Raw genomic sequence first — 21,370 nt, forward strand, 5'->3', positions numbered from 1 at the left:
GCGAATCTTAAGGCGCTAGGAGGGAAAGCCGAAGAGTTTGACCACACCGTGATCGCGACCGGCGGTGTAGCCGCCGTCGACGGCAATGGCCTGGCCGCTGACGAACGAGGCGTCGGGCGACAGCAGGAATGCCGCCATGGCCGCCACCTCCTCCGGCTGGCCCAGCCGTTGCAGGGCGTGTTCGGAGGTGATGGATTGCAACGGACCCTCCATACCCGGGAGACCGAAGACGCTTTGGGCCATTGGTGTTTCGATGAAACCCGGACAGATGGCGTTGGCCCGGATGCCGCTCGGCCCGTAGTCGAGCGCGATGTTCTTGGTGAGCAGCACGACGCCACCCTTGGCCGCGTTGTACGAACTGCCGCCCGCCGTGCCTTCCAGGCCCTCGACGCTGGCGACGGTCACCAGCGAACCGCGTTCGCCGTCGACGCGGGGTTGCTCGATCATCCGGGCCAGCGCCGCCTTCGCCACCAGGAAGGTGCCGGTGAGGTTGATGCCGATCACCCGGTCCCATTCGGCGCGGTCGAGCAGGTGGACCGGGCCTCCCCCGGCGACCCCGGCGGCGTGCAGGACGCCGTCGAGGCGGTCGGGCACGGCGGCCAGCACCGCGGCGATCGCGGCTTCGTCGGTCACGTCGGCGGTGACGAATTGGAATCGGGGGCCGAGGTCCGGCGCCGCGGCCAGGTCGGCGCCGATCACCGTGCCGCCCTCGGCCAGTAGGCGCCTCGCGGTCGCCAGGCCGATTCCGGACGCGGCGCCCGTCACGACGAAGGTGCGCGAGCCGGCTCGGTCAGGGTTCACCACGTTTGGTCCCCTCTTATCGGATCGTGTTATGCCGCAGAAATGTTGACACACCGCGTCCCACGCGCGCGGGCAAATTCTTGCACGCATCGCCTGCCGGCAGGTCGATAACGGAAAGCTATCAGCAAATAGCGGCCCAATCTTGGACACCACCCGCTTGCGGGGACATCGTAGAACCAGTGGGCGAACCCCCCGTTTGCCCCCGGATCAGGAGCCAGCGCATGTGTTCGTCGAGACTCGGGCCACCACGTTTTAAGCGGGTCGCCGCCACCGCGATGGCCGTGGCCACGGGATTGACGGCGACGATCGTGCTGATCGCCACCGCCGAACCGCCGGCGGTGCGACTCGCATCGGCCGAGTCGATCGCCGTTGCCGAAGGCGTCACGATCGCTCCGGCGCCCGGGTGGGCGCTCGGGCACCGTGGTCCGAATTGGGTGGCGCTTAGCAACGCCGACGGCAGCGCGCAGTTGCGAGTGGCGGTCAAGCCGGCCGGCAGTACCGATGTCGGCGCGGTCCTGCAGGACGACATGGATCAGTACGCATCCGCGTCCGGGCTGGGCAATCTGAGGAACTTGACGGCACCCGATACGCAACCGCTCCAAAGCGCCAACTTCCAGCAACGGGCGTCGGTGGATTACACCGCCGACGTTCCGGCAGCAGATGGACCGATTCCCGTCCTGGGCACCTTCACCGAGCTGCTGAACACGTCCAACCGACGGTCGGTCTTCATCGACTTCAGACAGAACAACAACGCGACTCCTCAGGCCGTCGACGACGGCGGGATGATGATCCGGTCGATGGAATGAGGCCCGCGGCTCATTCCCGATGAAACACCAACGGGCGCAGCATTAGCCGAGATTTTCCTCTCTGCCCGGCACCGACGCGTCGAACGCGTTCAGCGTGATACCGACCATCGAGAAACATCCCACCAGGAAGACGATCTCGGCGACGCCCCCAGCGCCAAAAGCCTCTCGCGCCGCTTGGTACGTCGTCTCCGGAAGCGCGCCGCCCCGGTTCAGCGCGGCCGCCATGTCGTACGCGGCACCCTCGTCGTCGTCGAGGTCGTGGGGACGTTCGCCCGCGGCGATCGTCGCGATCTTGCGCTCGCCCAGCCCTGCCCGCCGGGCGAAGTGCTCGTGCCCATAGATCTCGTAGCGAGCGCCGAACTTGGCGGCGGTCACCAGGATCACCAGCTGGTGGACGGCGTCCGGCAGCACCCTGTGCTCCCAGAGCGCCTTATTGAAGGCCCAGGCCGGCTTTCCGAATTGCGGGAAATGCAGCCAGCCGTTGAAGGGGCCGATCAGGGCGCCATCCTCGCGGCGCGCGACGAGTCCGTCGAAGTTGCGCTCGATCACCGCCGCCATGTCGTCATAGAGGCGCTTCTGCTCAGGGCCCAGGCCGGCCGGTGGCAGCAGCGGCAGACGCGTCTTTTCGGGCATAGCCTGATCGTGCGCCGACGCCGGTGCGCGTGCCAGGACTTGTTGGTGACCACTGGTAGGCGCAAGCTCCCAGTCAAACGGAGGGCCGCAGTGGCGTGCGCGGCCGCGACCGCGTATCACAGAGTGGAATAAATCGACCTCGGAGGGGTTCATGGCACCAGCCGACGCCACGGCGAACACGACGGAGACGCTCGCCGGATTCGTCGACCGGCACGCGCAGCAGCGGCCCGACGCCATCGCGATTCGCTACGGCGAACGGCAGTGGTCCTGGGCTGACTGGGCCGCGCGCATCCGGCGCGCGGCCGGCGCGCTGCGCGATGCCGGTGTGCAGCGCGGGCAGTGCGTGGCCTTTCTGGACAAGAACCACCCCGCCTGCCTCGAGGTGCTTTTCGCCGCGGCGTCGATCGGCGCGGTGACGACCGTCGTCAACTGGCGCATCGTCGGCGACGAACTCGTCCACGTGCTCGAGGACAGCGGCGCGCGGCTGCTATTCGTCGGCGCCGAGCTGCAGGGCGCGGCCGAGGCGGCAGCCCAACGAGCGCCGGGCGTGCAGCGCATCGTCGTGGTGGGCGACGAGTACGAATCCCTGCTGGACGCCGCGGCGCCCACGGGTAGCGATGCCGAGGTCGACGAGAGCGAGACCGCGCTGGTGATCTACAGCTCCGGCACCACGGGGCGGCCGAAGGGCGTCCTGCTGAGCCAGCGCGCGCTGGTCAATCACGCGGCGAACCTGGCGCCGGCGTTCCCGTTTGATGATGGGGACGCGAACCTCGTCGCCATGCCACTCTTCCACGTGGGCGGAATCGGCTACGCGCTCTTCGGCATTCGGGCCGGTGTGCCGACGATCATGACCCGCGAACCCGACGCCGCCGCCCTGATGGGCGCGGTGCGATCCGGCGCGACCCATGCGTTCTTCGTCCCGCCGGTGATCGCCCGGTTCCTCGACGCCGGCGAAGCGGCCCACGCCATGTTCGCGGGCCTGCGCTACATCGTGTACGGGGCCGCGCCCATGCCGTTGCCCTTGCTGCATCGGGCGCTGTCCACCTGGCCCGAAACGCGTTTCGTGCAGGTGTACGGGCAGACGGAACTGTGCGGCGCGGTCACCGCGCTCAGCGACGCCGATCATCGCGATTCCGCCCGCACGCACCTGCAGCTGGCGGCCGGAAAGGCGGTGCTGGGCACCGAGATTCGCGTGGTCGATCCGGAGACGGGCGCACCGGTGCCGGCCGGGGAGCCCGGCGAGATCTGGGTGCGGAGCAACCAGAACATGAGCGGCTACCTGAACCGGCCGGAGGCGACCGCCGAGACGATCACCGACGACGACTGGGTGCGCACCGGTGACGTCGGCCGCCTGGACGCCGACGGCTATGTGTACATCGAAGACCGGCTGAAGGACATGATCATCACCGGCGGCGAGAACGTGTACGGGCCCGAGGTGGAAAGCGTGCTCATCGAGCATCCCGCCATCGCCGACGCCGCGGTGATCGGCGTGCCCGACGACTTCTGGGGGGAATCGGTCAAGGCGATCGTGGTGGCCACCGGCGAGATCGATCCCGACGACGTCATCGCATTCTGCCGTCAGCACCTCGCCGGCTACAAATGCCCGCGAACCGTGGACTTCGTGGAATCGCTGCCGCGCAATGCCAGCGGCAAGATCCTCAAAACCGAGCTGCGCGAACCGTATTGGCGCGACCGGGCCCGGGGCATATGAGCGCGTTGGTGGACGCGCAGCGGCGCGCCCGCGCGATCAGTGTGCTGGGCGGACCGACCACGGTCGTCGACATCGCGGGCCGCCGGTTCGTGATGGACCCGACGTTCGACCCGCCCGGGGTGCACGCGTACCTGACCAAGCTCACCGGGCCCGCCGTGAGCGCCGAGGCGCTCGGCCCGGTGGACGCGGTCTTGATCAGCCACGACCAGCATCCCGACAACCTCGACGACGGCGGCCGCCGGATGGCCCTGGCCGCGCCGCTGGTGCTCACCCATCCGGGCGGCGCCGGGCGGTTGGGGCCGCCGGCGGTGGGGGTGGCGCCCTGGCAGACGCATGAGCTCTCCGGATCGCTTGCCGTGCAAGCCGTTCCGGCGGTGCACGGCCCGGCGGACGGGCAGCGTGACGAAAGCGGCCACGTCAACTGCGAGGTGACCGGGTTCGTGCTGTCCGGGCCCGGGCTGCCCACCGTGTACCTCAGCGGCGACAACGCCTCGATGGCGGCGGTCAAGGACGTGGCCGACCTGGTGGGTGCCATCGACGTCGCGGTGCTGTTCGCCGGGGCGGCCAGCGTGCCGACCAAGGAGCGCGGGCGGCCGCTGACGCTGACCGCGGCGCGCGCGGCGGCCGCCGCCGAGATCCTGGGGGCCCGGGTGGTGATACCGGCCCACGTGGACGGCTGGGCGCACTTCAACGAGGGCGTCGACGAGTTCGCCGCGGCGTTCGACCAGGCCGGGATCAGCGACCGGTTGCGGGTCGCTCCCCACGGGGAGTGGATCGACTTATAGCCGCCCCTCGGCGCGCAGGTCCGGGTGCACCCAGTCGGGCGAGCGGCGCTCCTTGAAGGCGCGGAAGCCTTCCCGCGCCTCCGCGTCGCTCAGGCTGCTGGTCATGCCGATGCGGTCATAGAGGCCCAGGTAGCTGTCGATGCTCGACTTGATGACACCGCGGGCGCGCGGCGCGGTGCGGCAGCACTGCGCGAGCAGGTCTTTGGCCGCGTCGAGCAGGCTCTCGTGCGGCACGACGCGGGTGACCAGGCCCCAGTCCAGGGCCTCGACGGCGGTCAGCACCCGTCCGGTGAACATCAGGTCGCGGGTGCGCACCGGCCCGATGACCCGGGTGAGCATCTGGCTGTAGTAGGTGTCGGCGTACCCGCGGAACAGCTCGGGCACGCGGAAGGTGGCCCGGTCGCTGACCACCGACAGGTCGCTGCACAGCGCGATCTGGAACCCGCCGCCCTGGCACAGGCCGTTGACCGCCGAAACGATCGGCTTGGCCGACGTGCGCACGGTGTCGAACGGGGTGACGTCCATGCCCAGCGCGCCGCCGAAGGTGATCCAGTTGTCGGTGGCTCCCCCGCCGCCCATGTCGCCACCGGGCGCAAACACGTCCCCGGTCCCGGTGATCAGCAGCCCGGCCAATTCGGGGTCCTCGTTGAGACGCCCGACGGCGTAACGGATTCCGAAGTACATGGCGGGCGTCAGGGCGTTACGCGCTTCGGGGCGGTTGATGGTGCACACCGCGATCGACCCCTGACGCTCGAACGTGAGGTATGGCGTGCCGAGCCAATCCCCCTCGGGCGGGCGGGGGGCGTCGTGCGAGGTCGGGGGAACCTGGGCCACGGGACTCCTCTTACGTCGGTCGCTACTGTCGCTCTTACAGTAGCCGTGGCGGCTGCCTAGAGGTACGCCAGCGTGGCCGTGCCGGTGGTTGCGGCCGCGTCGGCGATCACTTCGGCCAGTTTCACCTGCAGCGTGGCCGTGGCATCCCCCACCGGCTTCTCGCAGAATCGGCAGCTCGATTTGAATTGCGGCTGGTCGTCCTCGTCCGGCCAGAACCGGCGCGCCCCCACCATGGCGCCGGGATCGTACTGAACGGCCTGGTGCGGGGCGTCCTTGAGGATCCTGCCCACGGGATGGCCCTGCGGGCATTCGAGCTTCAGCGTGCCGATGCCCTCTTGGTTGCCTACCATCGTCCACCGTCCTTGTATGTCTTAATGTCGGGCACGTTAGCCGAGACCGGCGTCGCGGCGCAGCCACGACGACCCGTGTTGGGCTCACCCGCGCGCAGACCACCCGTGATGTCATCCGCCAACTACCTCAGCTCGAGGGCCCTGACAGAATTCGGATCGCGCGTTCTGCCAGCTCGCGCGCAGCAGTGACGGTTTGGGCGCAGGCCAGCATTTGCGCGCCCCGCCCGGCTTCGATCTCGACTGGGCTCAACAGAATGATGCCCTGTTCCTGTCTTCCCGGTTTGAAGAGCAGATCGTCAAGAGCACGAACAGCGTCGGCGAAACGCCGCGGCGGTTGGCTCTCACAGAATCGTTGTGCCACTACCAATTTCGCGCGGGCGGGATCCCGGCTCAATCGGTTCATGATTGTCATCGGAATGGAGACACCGCCCCAGCGACCGTTGCACTCAATCCAGTGTAGAGCCGCGGAGTCGAAGCTCTGCCCGACCAACAGCGCGTCGAGACTACACCGACCGAAGTATCCCAGCAGTTGCAAGACGGTCGCCAAACGCATCGCTTGATTGGCGAGTTGGTTTCGCCAGCGCTCCGGAAACTTCGCCGGCACTGACCCTACAAACGTACCTTCAGCGCCCTCGAGGATCTGCTCGAACAGGCCCTCGATGACAGGCGGGCCGGCGCCGATAGCCGGGATCCACAGCTGCACAGAAGGACTGCTCAACGCCGGCGCCTCCCATAACCCGACCAGCAGCGGATAAACGTCATACCAGCCAAGCGCATGCAGTGCGGCGAGAATGTATTCCTTGACGACGGACAGCGCAGCTCCGGCCACTTCAGTTGCGGCGACGCTCACGTTCCCGGCCCCGCCCGCACTGTAGGGCACCTTCACTACCACTCGTGCAGCCGATCGAGCCAATGCACGAATACGATGGGCGAGCGCGGCGGGACCGTACGCGGCTAACGTTGGAGGCAGGGCATTCTCGCCGAGGACCTCGCCGATCAATCGTGCGAACCACAGCTTGTCGTTGACGCGCCTGGTAAGCCGCGGCGATGAGCTCGCAACATCAACGTGAAGTTTCGCTGTCTCAGCAACGGCTGCGGCGAGTTGCCACGTGCTGCCCATGCCGATATGGGGGACGACGGTCAGACCGCCCTTTCGCCTCGTCGCTTCGACGATGCGAGAGAACACCTCGTCATCGAGCCGACAGCGCGCCGCCAGTGGCAGCAAAGGATTGCCGGCACCGGAGGACAAATCGAGGCCAATGACCGGCCCGGTCCCGAGGTAATGCGAACGGTAATGCTCGAAATCGGGGTGCGGCTCACGACTGAAAACAACGAGGTCATCGCGGCGCGCGAGAAGGGAAAGCCGATATTCATAGGTCAGTGCCTTCTCCGGTGTGGAAAGGCCAATTTCGCGCGTATCGCCGATGACAAGCCACAGGTCCCCCGACATGCCTGACCGCACGCGCTCCCCGAACACACTGGGCGCCGCCAGCGCCGGGTCCTCCGCAGCCATTTTTTGAGCTACCGCCTGAACGTGGCGCAACTCGTCCTCGTCAAGCGTTGCGGCAATCCGCGGGACTACCGGGAGCAGCTGTGTGTCCATTGCTGCCCAGCCCTGCTTCCTGGACCCACTGTGTAACGCGAGCCTATGCGCTGCGATCTGGAGATCGCCCACACTAGGTCACCAAATCCATTGGAAACAAACACCTACAGCGGCTCACTCTCGAACCTGAAGTGTTCATTCACCTTATACACACAGCACTCCGGGATCTCGCGCCAACTCTCATGACTGATCGGTTCAGAGGCGACGACAACTGCGCGGTAGAGCCGGTCGGTGTCATGGTGAATATGCGGGAAGCCGCAGATTTCGCAATCATGCACACCTTCACGCTCGATGAAGTAGAGCGTACGTCCCATGCGGCTGCCGACCATCTGTTCGCCGTCCGTCAAGATGACATTGAGGCCGATCGGTGCGGTCGGCTCGATCTCCTGGCACCACTCGGCAATTTGACGGAGCCCTTGGCGCAGCACATCCAGCAGCGGGCGATCCGGCGTACGCGCTTGCAGGCTGCGCAGATAGTGGAAAATATGTTCGCTGTCGGTGTCACCGCGGATCGCGTTGCATCGCTCCCTCGGCAGAAGCCCGAGCAATCGCGGGCGCAGCCGGTCGAAGCCGGGAACTGTGCCGTTGTGGATGAATGCCCAAGGACCATCGACGAAGGGATGGGTGTTCTCGATCTTGGGACCACCAACGGTTGCGCGGCGCACGTGGGCTAGCACCTGCCGCGAGAAGATTCGCGAGGCTGCCCGCCGGAAATGCTCTCCTTGGTAGGCAGCCCAGGCTTGCCGCTCGACGCGCGGGCACTGGTCCTCGTAGGTCGCAATACCCCAGCCATGTGCGTTCCCGCGGCCGGTCACGTCTTCGCGGCTCTGCACCATCAGTGCGTTTTGCGCGTAGGCGAGTGTGCACTCCACCTTGGTGGGCTCATTGGCGCGAAAACCATAGAGGCGACACATTGCCGTGATTGCCTTTCCCGAGCGCAACTATACTGTCGTTAAATGTGATGAGGAAGTTTGCTGCATGACAAATGCCTGGCAGCCATCGGATTTGGTCGAAGCGTTCAAGGAAGACCATGCTGTCCTTGGGCGTGGCCTGCACGAGGTTTCCGAGCATCTCAGGGCAGGCGACGATCGGGCGGCGAAGGCTCGTGGCGAGCGCGTCGATCGCGAAGCCGGCGCGCACATCGCCTTCGAAGAGCAGTTCTTCTACCCGGCGTTGCGTCGCATGTTGGGCGATGCCGAGGTCGACCTGCTTTACCAGGAGCACGGTGAAGGCCTGTCGGTCATCAAAGCCCTCGCGAAGTTGTCAGAAGGCGCGGAGTTGACCGAAACCGACCGTCGGACCCTGCTGCAATCCTCGGAGTTGACAGAGGCCCACGTTGCCGAATGCGGCGAATTGTTCGGCGTCATTGGCCGCATCCCACTCGAGGAGCAAGAGGCGCTCTATCGGGAGCTTCTCGCCTTACGTAAGGACGTGCCCCGTTGGACCGAGTTCGCCGCGCGAGCCAAGAGATAGCTGAGTCTGAATTACGCGTTCATTCCGCCGCCCCGCGCCGGAACATGGGATGGGCGGCAGTCATTCGAGACGCAGCGAGCTCAGAAATGTTTGAGGGCGAAGTGCTTTGGGCTCGCGCGAGCGGTGGGGCGGCCGACCCGTCTTCGTCTGCCAGCACGCTGCGAAGTCTGACGCTTACTGCCTGCGTCGGACCGCGAAGGGACAGACCATGCCGCACTTGAAACGGTCTAGGCCGGACATGACGGGGTGTTGTGACCTGATCTCCCGCCCTGAGCTGGTCCGATTCGGCGGCGGAACACGGTCAGCTCAAGTTCCGCTCAGTGAGACATCGGTCGCGACCCGGATCGGACGGGTCGGATTGCTCAAGCGGGACTCGACCGACAAGCGGCTCGAGAAGTGGAATGCTAAGTGCCAAGGAAAAGAATTGAGGTCGACATGCCAGCCGCCATGGCGGACACCGAACTCATTGAGGACGCGGTGCGGTCAGCATGCCGCGCGCCGTCACTGCATAACAGCCAACCCTGGCAGTGGGTGGCCGGCGGCGGTCAGCTGGATCTTTTTCTCGATCCGAGCCGGGCGATGGTTTCCGACCGGTCCGGCCGGGAGGCGCTGATCAGCTGTGGCGCCGCGCTCGATCACCTTCGAGTTGCATTCGCCGCTGCGGGGTGGCGAGCCCGGATCTCGCGGTTCCCCGACTCAAAGGATCCGAACCATCTGGCGTCCATCGACTTCACCCCCGCGGAGAACGTCACCGACGAAGAACGGCGTCGCGCCTCCGCGATCTGGGCCCGCCGGACCGACCGATTGCCGTTCATCGCGCCGATGAACTGGGAGGCGTTCGAGCCGTCGCTGCGGGGTGCCATCGACAACGATGCCGTGCATCTGGATGTCATGGCTGACGACGTGCGCGACAGGCTGGCACGGGCGTCGTGGGTGGCCGAATCGGTGCGCCTCTATGACACCGCCTATCAGGAGGAAATTCGTTGGTGGACAGCGCCTTTCGAGGCCGCTGAGGGCATTCCGTACAGTGCGCTGGTGTCGCCGGCCGAAAGGGAGCGCGTCGACGTGGGGCGGACGTTCCCGACGACGCATAACCTTGAACGGCGCACCGACATCCCTGCAGACGAGTCGACGATTCTGATGCTGTCCACCGACGACGACACTCGGCTTGGCGCGTTGTTGTCCGGCGAAGCGCTCTCCGCGGTGTTGCTGGAATGCACGATGGCGAACCTGGCCACGTGCCCGGTCACTCACGTCACCGAGCTCAAAGTCACGCGCGAGATGATTGCGGACCTGCTGGAAGAGGGCAGGCGGCCGCAGGTTCTGGTCCGTGTGGGTGTGGCGCCCGCGGCGGCCGAACCACCCAAGCCCACGCCGCGTCGACCGCTCAGCGAAGTTTTGCGGCTGCGGGGTTGAGGCGGCATGGCCGGTGCGCCAACCTGCATCTTTACTTGTGGTCCCGGCTGGGATCGAACCAGCGACCTTCCGCGTGTGAAGCGGACGCTCTCCCACTGAGCCACGGGACCGGCGCCGAGAGGCGAACGACGTCGAAGATTAGCACGAGCCTGGTCTCGACAGTACCGGCCGCCTGCGCGTCCTCGGTACGTCGCGATAGCCTGGACGCGGTCCGTACCAAGAAATTTGTATGTGCCCGCTCACGTCGACTATCGTCGTGCTTCGCACCGGGCGACGATGTCGTCCGAGGCGCGCGGATGTAGCGCAGTTGGTAGCGCATCACCTTGCCAAGGTGAGGGTCGCGGGTTCGAATCCCGTCATCCGCTCGAAGGTGCAAGTGGCATCAATCCAGCGGTGGAGTGGCCGAGTGGTGAGGCAACGGCCTGCAAAGCCGTGCACACGGGTTCGATTCCCGTCTCCACCTCCAGCTTTTTGAACCCCGGCGCGATTAGCTCAGCGGGAGAGCGCTTCCCTGACACGGAAGAGGTCACTGGTTCAATCCCAGTATCGCGCACCAGAGTTTTTGCACCTCAGAGCATATTTTTTACTCTACAGCACCCAACTGCTGACGATTCGCTGACAACACGGCACAGTGATGCGATCGTTTGCTATGCATCACGTTGCATAGGAAATGTAGTACAGTGTGTACTACACTCGCTGCATGGCTGACTGGACTCACCGAGGTGAGTACATCATCGCCAAACACGACGTGACGCCAGAGCAAGCCGATGAAGCATTAGACGATCCGAACGCGGTCACGTTCGCCCCCGACTACAACAGCAAGAGCGGGGATTCGATACGCACCATTGGCTATTCGATCAGCGCCCAGCATGTTCTGAGCGTCATCACCGTTGAAGAAGACGACATCGTCTACGGCGCGAACGCGTGGAGGTCGAACAGACGCGACCGCCAGCATTACCAGCAAGGAGGGCCGTGATGAGCAAAAAGAAGACTCTCGACGAGCGACGTCGCGTAGAGCGTCTTGCTGAGATCGGCGACGAAGCCGAAGCGGGCGAACAAGACCAGACGGTGAAGCCGATTCCTGAGCATGTCAAAGTCACGCGCGGCAATGCGCGTAGCAAGGTGCTGCAAGTGCGACTGAACCCTGATGAATATGCAGCGATTGAGCGGATCGCCGAAGCTCGCGGGCTGCCGGCATCGACTGTTGCTCGTGAGGCGCTGCTGAAGCTTGTCGCCGAAGAAGACGCCGAAGCTCAGCCTCTTGCGACGCTGGTGGCATTGGCTGACAGGATTAAGACAGTGGCAATCGGTTTCGTTCACGGCGGCGACGAACTGCTTCCCCCCAACGCTGACTTCAAGATCCCCAGCGACGAGCAACGAACGCGGGAGTATTACGAACAGTCGCCCGAGCGACTCCGGGAGTATGACGAGCAACTAAAAACCCGCATCAATGAACTGCAGGAGATGCGAGCAAAAGGAAGGAAGAAGCAGACTATGACCGAAGAGCCGAGCACGGGGTTTACCGAGAAGGTGAACGAGCTGATGGCGCAGAGCGAGAAGCGGATGCTGGCCATCCAGGACCAGATCACTAAGCAGTGGGAGACTCAACAGAAGGCAATCGCAGACCGGATCGAGCAGCAATTTGAGGCTCAGCGGCAGTCGGTCGCCAAACTGTTCGAGCAGCAGCAGCAGCTCGGCGCCAAGATCGCAGACGACTTCGAGACTCGACGCAAAGCGCTTGCCGATCGGCTCGAACAGCAGTGGGAGGATCGACGCAAGGCGATCACAGACATGCTCGAACGCCAATGGGAAGCGCAAAAGAAGGCCCTCGACGACGCGCAGACCAGACTGGGTGGGATGTTCCGCGATAAGCCGGAATAGCCGGGCGCAGAACACGTCATGGCATCTGACCTCGTCACTGGCCTGCTGACGCTCGCTGGCGCAGCTGTCGGCGCAGTGGGTGCAACTATCGGGACAATGACCACACCGCTGGTTGAGTGGCGTGTCGAGAAACGACGAGTCAGGCAAGACGCACGCTCTCGTCTGATTCAACAGTGGCGCGCGGAGATCCGCCAGCTGCGCCTTGCTGAAACTCACCGTCTCGCGCGGATAAAGGAGCACGCTGATCGGGGTCTGCCTCCACCTGCGGAGTCTGAACTGCCCGTCATTGATCCGATGCAGTACGAGTGGTTCCGGCGGCTAAGAATTGAGCTTCCATCATGGGCGGTCAGCAGAGTGGATAACCTGCGCCAACAGCCACCTGAAGCTCGGGTAGGGCAGATACCGAATTTTCTAGAGGAGCGCGTTTTTCGCATCGAGAGCGAGGAGTGGGGCCTTCCCGAAAGCCCGGTGTAGCGATTCGCCGCTGCCTCCTCGGCTACTCGTCGTCGGTGAGTTCACGCAGGCGGCGACGTATCTCGCGCCGCTGCTCGTCTTCGCGTTCACGTACCTGAGCGAGCGTGGTCGGTGCGAGCAGCTCGTCGAGACGGCCCCGCAGGATGTCGATGATGCGACGCTGCCCGAGGGCTTCGCACTCGCATGTGGTGAACCATCCGCCTGATCCTTCATCGCCGATGTCTTCGCCCTCTTCGTAGCGCTTGTCCCTCTTGCGGATCCACGGCAGCGGGTTGGCTTGGTCGTTGGCGGTGTCGAACACCTGCTCTCTCGTGAGCAGTAATCGCTCCCAGGTGGGGATGCATCCACTGTGTTCTTCGACGATCCGGCGGGTATTCGCTTCGATCTGACGGCCACCGTTGTCGTAGTCACCGAGGTAAAGGATGTGGCTGTCGTCGTCGACAGAAGGTGCGATCTCAGTAACGGTGAAGCCTTTGCACTGGCCGTTCGTCGACGCCAACGGGACGCAGTAGTCAGCACATACGTCCCGCAGCACTCCGGCGAGTGAGCGGGATTCGCAGATGATCAACGGTGCCGGTTTGCCGGTGATCCGCCATGGACTCAGCGCAGCGTAATCGACTTCACGCGCGACATATTCCGCGATCGATGGGGCGGTGCGCCACCACGTCATCTCGCGCGTTTCGTCTTTGACATCTGCCCAGTCAACGAAGCCGAGATTGCGCAGATCGCGCAGCGCGTACACGACATCACGGTCAGGCTTGCGCGGACTCTTCCACTGCGCTTCAGTCCCCTTTTGCACCTCCGGCACGGTGGGGTCCTGCGCGAGTTCGTAGAAGATGAACCGTCCACTGGTCGGAAGTGTCCCGTCAGCTTGGTGGCGTTGCATCGCTCGTAGTACGGCGAGACGCACCCAGTAGATGTTTCCCGATGGGCGCCCCAGTAGCCTCGCCTGCTCGGGGGTGAGTCCAAGCGACTCGGGGGTGATGCCGTTATGGCGGGTATTGGTGCTCATACCGATCTGAACGTTCAAGCTACACGGTCCATTTCGCGTACTGCACGCGAAACATGCGTCCGTATGCGTCATAGCTGATCACAGCACAGAAAATTTCTAGTCCACTAGAACCGTTGGGGGGTGGTAGGTTTCGTGTCGATTCGTGTGTCCGTACTACGGGCACACCCGCTGGGTGATCGCAGGTCTTCGGTGCTGTGTCGCGCAGGTACAGCTCAGCCGGAATATCTGGCGTCATGGCTTGTCCTTGCCGCATGGACAAAGAAACTCAAACTCGCGGTTTGACGCGGCCACAACACCGAAGACGATCCAATTTAGCTTCCGGGTGAGACGGTCACCGGCAGGTTGCTGAGCATCAGCACGGCGCTGGGCCGTTCCACACCGATATTCAGCCGCTCCTCGAAGACCCAACGCAGCAGATTCCGGATGAAATCATCCTCGGCGGTACCCTGCCGGATCGTAATACCTTCGCGGATAATTACTTTCCCGAATCGGGCGGTGTCGAGCAGGAACCCGTCACCGGGCCGGCACTGGGTGGTCACCAAGACGTTCACGCCCCAAAGCGTCTGCGCCTCAGCGGATGAAGGGTCTGCACTCAAGATGTAGCGGTGCAGATCGTCCTTGATCCGGCGCAACGCTGACCATGATGTCGGGCTGACGATGAACAAGTCGGGTTCGGCGAGTGCCTGCGCTGAGCGCATCTCCTCGATACTCTCTTCGACATCGTCGAGATATTCGGTGCCGGTCGACCCGGCGCAGTTGTGCGTGAGGATGTAGGGCGTGTTGGCGAGTCCCAGCAGTTCGTTGGAGTCGGTTCCTAAACCATAGAGTACCTGCTGATTTTCTACATCCACGATCCGCAACGGCAACTCCTGTTGGAGGTACTGTGTGAAAACGTCACTGTCGCTGATAGTTTCCCAACTCTCCGCCGAGTGGGCAGCCAGCTTGAGCATCGGCAACACAATGTTGTCCAAATTCAACTTGACTTCAGGCTTCGGTTGCCCCTCACCGACGATAGCCGCAGCCCCGCTGGTGCTGACGTGCCTTCGGATTTCGTAACTCGGCGCGGTGCACGCTACCGATGGCAAGCGGTCGATGATGCGCTTCTCGTGAACCCATTTTGTGATCCACGGTGCCAGCTCGGGCGGTATCTGCGCCTCAACGGTATCGTTGAAACCGACTTCCTTGCACCGTAATTGAGCGGCCTCTCCCATCGCCGCCTTGTCGTAAAGCGCTTTGCACTGCGCGTCATCGAGGATGACGTTTGGAGCGCGATGCTTGTCGCGCAGCTCTGGGGAGCGTCGCGCTATCGGGGCACTGCCCGGTGGGTTGAACTTGCACGCGACCCGGTAGCTCGCCGCTTTCACGCGCAGATCCTCGTGCCGCTTCTCGTACTCGCGGACCTGCTCTTCGGTCAATTCGCCTGCGAAGACTTTGGTGCCGAACTCTTGTTCAAGAGCGCGGAGGTCCAGTTCGTACCTGTTCAGGTGATGACTGTCATTCATGGTGGCTTCTCCTAATGCTTTGGCCGCGAGAACGCGGGCGTTGCGGTTGGCCGGCAGGGTCACAAAACTGCCGCCGACAAGCTCGTTGCCGTTCTTACCGCGTAGATACTCGACAGAGACACTCCGGATATGGCCCTCGCACACCAACTTCCGGATGCACTGAGCCAACGGTGTCGATGCGAACTTGCCGTGCACACGAAGCGACCCATCAGCTTCGATGTACGGCGAGCCGCTACCTACGACATCACTGACGTCACGAGAATGATTGACCGAGACTGAGATCGTCTTCGGCAACGGGTCAATCCACTGATATGCCCAAAGCCTGTCACCATCCCGATCCAACGAGTCATCACTCAGCAACAGATCGAATGTTCCCGGATCATCACCCGGACTGATAGCGGCGTCAACAGATTTCATGTGCGCATGCAAATGACACGCCTCCTTAAAAGGCGCAGCGAAGGAAACAGATTACCGCCGAACGCGTTTCGGCTGATCACGAAAGCGGAGCTTAAATGTTCACGGCGGCGGCGGACTAACGTCGGCGGCGGCGGCGAACACAGGCACGGCGTCCGTAACTCGAAAAGAATTGTAGAACACGCAACGACGCAGCGTCACGTCGTAACGCGAGTCCCCCAGCAGCACGCCAGCGTTCGACGCCGGTTATCCATCGAATGCCAGCTCCGCCGAGAAGTCATCAACCGCTTCACGCCAGCGTGCAATATCCGCCACGAGATCGCCTTTCAACACATCATCCACGTCAGCGCAGCGCGCCATCAGCGAGACCATCAGCTCTTCGGTGGCGAAAGCTAACTGTCGCGCAAGAAACTGCTCAACGTCATCAGCATTCCTCGTTAGAGTCCGAACCCACGAACAAAGCAGCGCGACATGTTCAGCCTGGGTGAGATCAAACGACTCCCCGTTGACGACTCGATACGACCACTGCAACGCGGCGCGCATCCCTGCACGAACAACATCATCCACAACTGCACGGTAACGCCGCACCCACGGACCTCCCGCATGAAGAAAGCCGCTAGGACTCCGCGAGCCCGCGCACCTCGGCAGACACACCGCGCGACGAAACACCGCCTAACAACCCAACAATCCACAATCTTGCACGTCAAACGCAGTGAATTGCGATCCGTGCTACGGACGCTTCGCCCCTGTCACCGAACCGGCAAACATTGTCACCCCAGGACGGCCCTCGCTAAAATCTAGAGTGCCTAGCAGTCGAGAGGGACGTTGCTCAGCGAAATGGACAGCCCCCCAACGTGCACATACGGTCGCCTGGCGAAGCTAGCGAAATTTGCTACCCTCCCTACGCGCGCATACCTCCGTACAGCGCCGGCGAATGGACCATCGACCTCGTGCTCACGGGACTTTCGACACTGGTTATCACCGCCTCGGCGGCTTAGCTTGCTTGTAATCAAGCAAGCAGGCTGCTTGAAAAGAAGGTGTTCACTCATGATGATGAAAATCCCGGCGGCGGCCGTGCTGGCCGCTGCGATGCTGTCGCTAGGGCTACCCGCTCCTGCCCGCGCTAGCTGCAGCAGCCTCAGCGACTCCTCATGCACCCACGCTGAACTTACGTATCTGCAAATCCTTCAGCAACACGGCTTCGACGTCTCCGGCAAGAACGCAGGCAACGACATCGACGTAGGCAAATCGACATGTGCGGATAGCGCGTCCGGGGGGGACATCACGCCCGCCGCCCGGAATTTATGGCAGTCAAACAACGGCAAAATCACGATGTCGCAGGCGGTGATAATCGCGCAAGCGGCAAGAGTGTGGCTCTGCAAGGGAGGATGATGAGAGGCCTCCGCCTGTTCGTCAGCAAACGCTAGACAAGCCCTGAGTCGTACGCGCCCAGCGGGGGTCTGCCAACTCGCCGTAAGCACTTCCGGCTCGCTGCTCACTCTGGCCGCGTTTTTCGGGTGCTCGTAGACGGGTGCGCGGGTCTGCTTGCGCTTGGTGGTGGGTGTTCGTGCTCCGCCGCAGTCGCCACATCGGATCGACTCTGGCGCAGCCCATCCCGAGTGACAGACCTGACAGGCTTGATACCGCATGAGTGCATCGTTGCACTGGTTTGCGTTTGGTGACGCCGCTACAGACAGCGTTTCGCGCGTCTGAGCCTGGCGCTCCTCGGTTTTCACCCTTGGCTCGTCTAAGTTAGACGCGCCCGTTTTCGCCACGACGTCAGGCCAGTCCAGTCTCGTTGTCGTGCAGGTGCATGTCGCAGTAGTAGCTGTTCCCGTCGCCGCGGGGACCGCTGAATTTCACTCGCCATCGGGCGGGGCGTTCACAGTCCCTCCAGACACCCCGACTGACTGAGAGCATTCCTTCGCAGCCGTAGCCTTGCGGTGCCAGCTCGGGGTCACTATATGAGAGGTCGCCGCTCATGATGGGTTCCTTTCTGGTGGTGGGTGATTCAACTCGTCAAGATGCTTGGCCAGGACACGCAATCGCTCTAGGTAGCAGCGATCGCATAGCAAGTCGCCGCTGCTGTAACTCGGGTGGCGACGCTGCCGTGTCCGAGCGCCACACGACGGACATCGAGGTTGAGTCATCGCGAGATCCTTTGTGGGGCGAGGTGTGCCAGCAGCCAGTGCGCACAGAACGAGCACATGCGGGTAGGGGTGCATTTGCATGCCGCGATCACGTACGCGGCCCATCCGCTGCTGCTCACTGATCGACGAGTGATCGACGATCAGTCGACGATTCATCGTCGATCGATCGGACAAGTTCTCGTTCTTGTTCATGTTCTGTGTTCATGTTCATGTTCTGGTTTTTCCGCGTCGCAGATTTTTTCCGGATCATCTGGTGGTTGTGTGCGCTGGTCGAGGTAGTCGAGCACCATGTCGACGTAGGCGTCGTTCTCGGGATGAAAGCGACGACGGATCGCGCGTAGTTCACGTGCGAGATACGGGGCGAAGAACGGCGGGCTGTTTGTGCATTCGTCGAGGGCTCCGCGTTCGGCCTTGATGTTGCCCATCTTGTCGTCGCTGATGAATGTCGTGACGAGTAGTTCCTCGGATTGCCAATCAATGACGATGATCCCGCTGGCTTCAAGGATTTCGAGGTTCTCGATAACTCGCTCAGGTGTGCCGTTGCTCGATAGCGCCGCCCAGCGTCTCAACTGGATCGGGAGTATCCCGGCTTGCGAGATGTTGCGCATCGTGACGAGCCATCCGTACAGGTTCTGCGCAGTGTCAGGCAGCGCCAAGAAGGGTGCCCATTCGGAGTAGCCAAGGGGGCGCCGGGAGTATTGACGACGCGCCATCATGCACCGCCGTTGTGGGCGTTAGACTCGTCACGACTGGTTTCTGTGACGAGATGATCGGTTCGGGTTGGGGTGCACGTGGCGCGCGCCCCAACTTTCGGGTCACGCAACATCATTCGCGACTCCTTCGAGGAGTAGATCCATCTGCTCGCTGCTGAACACCGGCAGCAGCTTCTCCAGCAGATGGTGCGCCTCGAAGAAGTTTTCGCGCTGCTCGAACACCAGGCGGGCGCGGTGCGCCTCCCATTTCGGGGTGTCGTCGACGAGCAGCTGTGCTGCGAGGGCACCCTTTTGAATAAGGATCATCGCGGCTTCGAAATCCCGGAGGAACGGAGGTGGTTTCGGTTGCTGAGCCGGTTTCGGCTTGCCCCCGATCAGACTTGCGCCGGTTGATGTGCCGGCCTCATCTAACGGCAGCGGCACATCTTCCCAGTCTTGTGCGGTGATCTCTTGCTCGTCGCTGTGATGCTGCTCAAGGTCGGGGGCGGGTTCTTTCGGGGGGTTCAACACCTCCAGCGCTTTCGCCACCGAGGAGGGCAAATTACTCACGGTTGAGTAATTTTCAGCGAGCCGCATATAGCGGCTAGCGGTCTGTTGCGATCCGTTGAAGTTCGCTTTCAGCCAAGGCAGCCATTCCCCATGCGCCAGTTGCGGTTTCGCAGCACGCAGCGCCAAACCGGAGCGCCAGGCGGCTTCAACCGCGTTCATCACAGCGAGTTCAGCTGCGGCGTGACAGCGGTTCGCTTCATCCGCCAGTGTCGCGAGATCATCAACGATCCCGCCCTCGACCATCTCGTCGCACACGGCGACATCAGATGATGACGGTTCTTCCGCTCGTACGAGGGCGGCGACCTCGGCGGCTTGCTGCTGGTCCCACACGTCGTGCTGCTGAGCGTCGCGCCATTCCCGCCCCTCATCGACCGAGGCGACCCCGGCGAGACGAGCCGGTAGAACCCCAGGTGATACGAGCGCCGCCTCCTCATCGGAGAGCCGCACGGCGCGATACTGCTTCGTCATCCGCTGATTTGACCTCAGGCGGAACGCGTTGATCGCAGCGGTTTTCGAAGTGAACCAGCACACCGTCGTGTCCAGCGTGCTGGTGTACTTGTCTGTGGCGCCCCGCCAATAGACGACGCACGGCGCATCCTTATGGGTGGTGTCGTGGGTGATCACCCAAGTGCCGGTCATGCCACACCGCCGTCGAGGATGTCGAGGGCGCTCGCGGGGATCCGTATGGTGTTGCCGATTTTGATGTGGGGTAGCGTGCGATCCCAAATGTGCCGGTATACCGTGATTTTCGACGTTAAAGTCAGCTCGGCGAATTCTTTGACGGTGTAGTACTGACGAGAAGGTTGGCCTTCCATCGCGCTGGTGTACCTTTCAGAGGTTGGGAAGATCAAACGCGCACAACAAGAAGCTGTTGTGCTTTGTTTGGATCTCCCGTCCCCTCCAACTTGGGCATCCCCAGGGGGTCAGGCTTCTTCGCTAGCGACCTAGCACCAGCGCACGATCAAGTCTTCAAACTTTACATTGCGGTATTCAATTTCGATCGCAGCATATCAGTTGTTCGCGGCGAGTTTCGAGAGTAGCTGGGCGATCTCTTTGTCCCGGCTCGCGACGGCGTGCTGGTATCGCATCGCCGCCTGCGGGGTGCTGTGCCCGAGCCGGGACATCAACTCAGCCAAGCTGGCTCCTGTTGCGGCGGTGAGCACCGCACCGCTATGCCTGAGGTCGTGCCAGCGCAGATCGCCACGGTTCGCCTTCGCACGTGCGCGGTACCAGTGCCGCATCAGCGTCGACGGCTGTAAATGCCGCTCGTTACCTGCTGGGAAGAGCAGTGAATCGTCAGACTCGCCAACATGGTTCGCTAGATGGGCTTCGATGACAGGCACGATGTGCGGTGGGATCGACACGTCCCTGATCCCGGCGTCGCTCTTCGGCGACGTCACTTGGAACGCCACACCCGCATCTGTTTTGACACGCACTGCCGCACGCCGGATGCGGATCACTTCGGCATCAAGGTCGATGTCTTTGCGCCGGAGTTCGATCGTCTCGCCGAACCTGAGCGCGCACCACGATCCGAGCAACACCATCAGTTGCAAGCGTTCGGGCATCTCAGCAGTCAGCGTCGCAAGTTCTTTCACGCTGGCGGGTTTGATCTTGTGCACCCTGCTGGTGCGGCCAGCCCCAGGGATGCGGCACGGGTTCGCATCGATCAGATCGTCGTTCACCGCGCTGTGCATGATCGTCCGCAGGAGGCTGTACGCGTGCGAGCGCATCGTCGGCTTATTCACCAAGGTCGATGCGTGCCAGTCGCGGACGTCTTTCGGGGTGATCAATAAGAGCTGCCGCGCTCCGAACGTCGGCAGCAGATGATCTTTCAAGATGCTGTCGTAGTGGGCGCGGGTGCGGGGCTTGATCGGCCGGCCGGCGACGTGCCGGTTCGCCAGCCAGGTCGTCGCGTAGGCCTCGAAGGTGACGCGCTCGCGCTCACCGCTTTGGCGGCGTTCAAGTTCACGGCGCTTGTCGACAGCCCACGATTCGGCGTCTTTCTTGTGCTCGAACGTGCGCCCTGCTGACACCCTCTTGCCGTCAGGCAGCGTGTACCGCACGGCGTAGCGGCCGGATTTCTGCTGCCATACGGCGGCGAAGCCACGCTTGGCGCGCTTACTCAACTCGACCCCTCCGCTGACGATGCGCTGACAACAACCCCAATATTCAAAGGTTTGCAGAGCTACTCACCAATATACACGCGTATGCACGGTTGCATCACTATCTGTGCAGGTCAGATGGGCTTTTTTGCAGGCTTCCG

22 protein-coding genes and 4 tRNA genes are annotated in these 21,370 nt (G+C 63.0%); 12 read left to right on the top strand and 14 right to left on the bottom strand.

All coding sequences use genetic code 11. From position 1 onward, the window contains the following. Positions 1–15: 15 nt before the first annotated feature. Positions 16–804, bottom strand: a complete 789-nt coding sequence (locus A5758_RS21250) for an SDR family NAD(P)-dependent oxidoreductase (RefSeq protein WP_067744082.1) — start codon at positions 802–804, stop codon at positions 16–18. A 218-nt stretch (positions 805–1,022) separates the two neighbouring features. Between A5758_RS21250 and A5758_RS21255 the strand changes: the two genes are divergently transcribed. Beyond that, entirely contained in the window at positions 1,023–1,607 is a 585-nt protein-coding gene (locus tag A5758_RS21255; protein ID WP_067744085.1) for a hypothetical protein, read from the top strand. Between the two features lie 42 nt (positions 1,608–1,649). Here A5758_RS21255 and A5758_RS21260 read toward each other — a convergent pair whose 3' ends face one another. Then, positions 1,650–2,240 (bottom strand): carboxymuconolactone decarboxylase family protein, encoded by a 591-nt coding sequence (locus A5758_RS21260; protein WP_067205868.1) that lies wholly within the window; start codon positions 2,238–2,240, stop codon positions 1,650–1,652. Positions 2,241–2,391: 151 nt separating this feature from the next. On the opposite strand from A5758_RS21260, the gene A5758_RS21265 reads away from it, so the two are divergent. Both A5758_RS21265 and A5758_RS21270 read left to right on the top strand, forming a co-directional pair. Further along, positions 2,392–3,951, top strand: a complete 1,560-nt coding sequence (locus tag A5758_RS21265) for a long-chain-fatty-acid--CoA ligase (protein ID WP_067744088.1) — start codon at positions 2,392–2,394, stop codon at positions 3,949–3,951. An 8-nt stretch (positions 3,952–3,959) separates the two neighbouring features. Then, a complete protein-coding gene (locus A5758_RS21270; protein WP_067744697.1) occupies positions 3,960–4,736 on the top strand; it encodes an MBL fold metallo-hydrolase in 777 nt (258 codons plus the stop codon). Here A5758_RS21270 and A5758_RS21275 read toward each other — a convergent pair. From A5758_RS21275 to A5758_RS21290, 4 genes are all read right to left on the bottom strand, one after another. Then, entirely contained in the window at positions 4,731–5,570 is an 840-nt protein-coding gene (locus tag A5758_RS21275) for an enoyl-CoA hydratase/isomerase family protein (RefSeq protein ID WP_067744091.1), read from the bottom strand. The two genes, A5758_RS21270 and A5758_RS21275, sit on opposite strands and share 6 nt — an antisense overlap. A gap of 56 nt (positions 5,571–5,626) precedes the next feature. After that, positions 5,627–5,920: a hypothetical protein gene (locus tag A5758_RS21280; RefSeq protein WP_067744094.1), complete on the bottom strand. Its 294-nt coding sequence runs from the start codon at positions 5,918–5,920 to the stop codon at positions 5,627–5,629. A 127-nt stretch (positions 5,921–6,047) separates the two neighbouring features. Next, a complete protein-coding gene (locus A5758_RS21285) occupies positions 6,048–7,523 on the bottom strand; it encodes a hypothetical protein (protein ID WP_156622732.1) in 1,476 nt (491 codons plus the stop codon). A gap of 104 nt (positions 7,524–7,627) precedes the next feature. Beyond that, the gene (locus A5758_RS21290; RefSeq protein ID WP_067744097.1) at positions 7,628–8,437 is read right to left on the bottom strand and encodes a class II glutamine amidotransferase; all 810 of its coding nucleotides are present in this window, start codon (positions 8,435–8,437) and stop codon (positions 7,628–7,630) included. 64 nt (positions 8,438–8,501) lie between these two features. On the opposite strand from A5758_RS21290, the gene A5758_RS21295 reads away from it, so the two are divergent. Together A5758_RS21295 and A5758_RS21300 are read left to right on the top strand one after the other, a co-directional pair. Beyond that, the gene (locus A5758_RS21295; protein WP_082939792.1) at positions 8,502–8,996 is read left to right on the top strand and encodes a hemerythrin domain-containing protein; all 495 of its coding nucleotides are present in this window, start codon (positions 8,502–8,504) and stop codon (positions 8,994–8,996) included. Between the two features lie 435 nt (positions 8,997–9,431). Further along, positions 9,432–10,412: an NAD(P)H nitroreductase gene (locus tag A5758_RS21300; RefSeq protein ID WP_067744103.1), complete on the top strand. Its 981-nt coding sequence runs from the start codon at positions 9,432–9,434 to the stop codon at positions 10,410–10,412. 38 nt (positions 10,413–10,450) lie between these two features. On the opposite strand, the gene A5758_RS21305 is transcribed toward A5758_RS21300, so the two are convergent. Next, positions 10,451–10,522, bottom strand: a tRNA-Val gene (locus tag A5758_RS21305). Between the two features lie 182 nt (positions 10,523–10,704). Between A5758_RS21305 and A5758_RS21310 the strand changes: the two genes are divergently transcribed. The 6 genes from A5758_RS21310 to A5758_RS25925 all read left to right on the top strand — a co-directional run bounded on the left by A5758_RS21310 (position 10,705) and on the right by A5758_RS25925 (position 12,767). Further along, positions 10,705–10,777: transfer RNA gene (locus tag A5758_RS21310), tRNA-Gly, on the top strand. A gap of 27 nt (positions 10,778–10,804) precedes the next feature. After that, positions 10,805–10,878, top strand: a tRNA-Cys gene (locus A5758_RS21315). 15 nt (positions 10,879–10,893) lie between these two features. Then, positions 10,894–10,968: transfer RNA gene (locus A5758_RS21320), tRNA-Val, on the top strand. Positions 10,969–11,112: 144 nt separating this feature from the next. Next, positions 11,113–11,388 carry a BrnT family toxin gene (locus tag A5758_RS21325; protein WP_067744703.1) on the top strand — a complete coding sequence of 92 codons (276 nt, stop codon included), beginning with the start codon at positions 11,113–11,115 and terminating at the stop codon, positions 11,386–11,388. Further along, positions 11,388–12,293 (top strand): hypothetical protein, encoded by a 906-nt coding sequence (locus A5758_RS26360; RefSeq protein WP_231987375.1) that lies wholly within the window; start codon positions 11,388–11,390, stop codon positions 12,291–12,293. The genes A5758_RS21325 and A5758_RS26360 overlap by 1 nt, the downstream gene beginning before the upstream one ends. A gap of 96 nt (positions 12,294–12,389) precedes the next feature. Further along, a complete protein-coding gene (locus tag A5758_RS25925) occupies positions 12,390–12,767 on the top strand; it encodes a hypothetical protein (RefSeq protein WP_156622733.1) in 378 nt (125 codons plus the stop codon). A gap of 22 nt (positions 12,768–12,789) precedes the next feature. On the opposite strand, the gene A5758_RS21335 is transcribed toward A5758_RS25925, so the two are convergent. The 3 genes from A5758_RS21335 to A5758_RS21345 all read right to left on the bottom strand — a co-directional run bounded on the left by A5758_RS21335 (position 12,790) and on the right by A5758_RS21345 (position 16,262). Beyond that, entirely contained in the window at positions 12,790–13,797 is a 1,008-nt protein-coding gene (locus tag A5758_RS21335) for a hypothetical protein (protein WP_156622734.1), read from the bottom strand. A gap of 293 nt (positions 13,798–14,090) precedes the next feature. After that, on the bottom strand, positions 14,091–15,698 hold the full coding sequence (locus tag A5758_RS21340) for a phage major capsid protein (RefSeq protein WP_082939793.1): 1,608 nt from the start codon (positions 15,696–15,698) through the stop codon (positions 14,091–14,093). A gap of 243 nt (positions 15,699–15,941) precedes the next feature. After that, complete coding sequence (locus tag A5758_RS21345; RefSeq protein ID WP_156622735.1) at positions 15,942–16,262, bottom strand: hypothetical protein; 321 nt, start codon at positions 16,260–16,262, stop codon at positions 15,942–15,944. A gap of 480 nt (positions 16,263–16,742) precedes the next feature. On the opposite strand from A5758_RS21345, the gene A5758_RS26105 reads away from it, so the two are divergent. Next, a complete protein-coding gene (locus A5758_RS26105; protein ID WP_067744122.1) occupies positions 16,743–17,087 on the top strand; it encodes a DUF732 domain-containing protein in 345 nt (114 codons plus the stop codon). A gap of 946 nt (positions 17,088–18,033) precedes the next feature. On the opposite strand, the gene A5758_RS21355 is transcribed toward A5758_RS26105, so the two are convergent. The 4 genes from A5758_RS21355 to A5758_RS21370 form a co-directional block, all read right to left on the bottom strand. Further along, the gene (locus tag A5758_RS21355) at positions 18,034–18,501 is read right to left on the bottom strand and encodes a hypothetical protein (RefSeq protein ID WP_067744125.1); all 468 of its coding nucleotides are present in this window, start codon (positions 18,499–18,501) and stop codon (positions 18,034–18,036) included. A gap of 159 nt (positions 18,502–18,660) precedes the next feature. Then, positions 18,661–19,746, bottom strand: coding sequence for a DUF3102 domain-containing protein (locus A5758_RS21360; RefSeq protein WP_067744129.1), 1,086 nt, complete (start codon positions 19,744–19,746; stop codon positions 18,661–18,663). After that, positions 19,743–19,922 (bottom strand): helix-turn-helix domain-containing protein, encoded by a 180-nt coding sequence (locus A5758_RS21365; RefSeq protein ID WP_067744132.1) that lies wholly within the window; start codon positions 19,920–19,922, stop codon positions 19,743–19,745. The genes A5758_RS21360 and A5758_RS21365 overlap by 4 nt, the downstream gene beginning before the upstream one ends. A 195-nt stretch (positions 19,923–20,117) precedes the next feature. Next, positions 20,118–21,233, bottom strand: a complete 1,116-nt coding sequence (locus tag A5758_RS21370; RefSeq protein ID WP_197504008.1) for a site-specific integrase — start codon at positions 21,231–21,233, stop codon at positions 20,118–20,120. Between the last annotated feature and the right edge of the window lie 137 nt (positions 21,234–21,370).

The sequence above is a fragment of the Mycobacterium sp. 852014-50255_SCH5639931 genome, assembly GCF_001665605.1.
Classification (GTDB): Bacteria; Actinomycetota; Actinomycetes; order Mycobacteriales; family Mycobacteriaceae; genus Mycobacterium; species Mycobacterium paraffinicum.

Coding starts and splice junctions, on each gene's coding strand:
- A5758_RS21255 (WP_067744085.1), top strand. CDS start 1,023: ATGTGTTCGTCGAGACTCGGGCCACCACGTTTTAAGCGGGTCGCCGCC.
- A5758_RS21260 (WP_067205868.1), bottom strand. CDS start 2,240: ATGCCCGAAAAGACGCGTCTGCCGCTGCTGCCACCGGCCGGCCTGGGC.
- A5758_RS21265 (WP_067744088.1), top strand. CDS start 2,392: ATGGCACCAGCCGACGCCACGGCGAACACGACGGAGACGCTCGCCGGA.
- A5758_RS21280 (WP_067744094.1), bottom strand. CDS start 5,920: ATGGTAGGCAACCAAGAGGGCATCGGCACGCTGAAGCTCGAATGCCCG.
- A5758_RS21285 (WP_156622732.1), bottom strand. CDS start 7,523: ATGGACACACAGCTGCTCCCGGTAGTCCCGCGGATTGCCGCAACGCTT.
- A5758_RS21290 (WP_067744097.1), bottom strand. CDS start 8,437: ATGTGTCGCCTCTATGGTTTTCGCGCCAATGAGCCCACCAAGGTGGAG.
- A5758_RS21295 (WP_082939792.1), top strand. CDS start 8,502: ATGACAAATGCCTGGCAGCCATCGGATTTGGTCGAAGCGTTCAAGGAA.
- A5758_RS21300 (WP_067744103.1), top strand. CDS start 9,432: ATGCCAGCCGCCATGGCGGACACCGAACTCATTGAGGACGCGGTGCGG.
- A5758_RS21325 (WP_067744703.1), top strand. CDS start 11,113: ATGGCTGACTGGACTCACCGAGGTGAGTACATCATCGCCAAACACGAC.
- A5758_RS26360 (WP_231987375.1), top strand. CDS start 11,388: ATGAGCAAAAAGAAGACTCTCGACGAGCGACGTCGCGTAGAGCGTCTT.
- A5758_RS25925 (WP_156622733.1), top strand. CDS start 12,390: ATGACCACACCGCTGGTTGAGTGGCGTGTCGAGAAACGACGAGTCAGG.
- A5758_RS21340 (WP_082939793.1), bottom strand. CDS start 15,698: ATGAAATCTGTTGACGCCGCTATCAGTCCGGGTGATGATCCGGGAACA.
- A5758_RS26105 (WP_067744122.1), top strand. CDS start 16,743: ATGATGATGAAAATCCCGGCGGCGGCCGTGCTGGCCGCTGCGATGCTG.
- A5758_RS21360 (WP_067744129.1), bottom strand. CDS start 19,746: ATGACCGGCACTTGGGTGATCACCCACGACACCACCCATAAGGATGCG.
- A5758_RS21365 (WP_067744132.1), bottom strand. CDS start 19,922: ATGGAAGGCCAACCTTCTCGTCAGTACTACACCGTCAAAGAATTCGCC.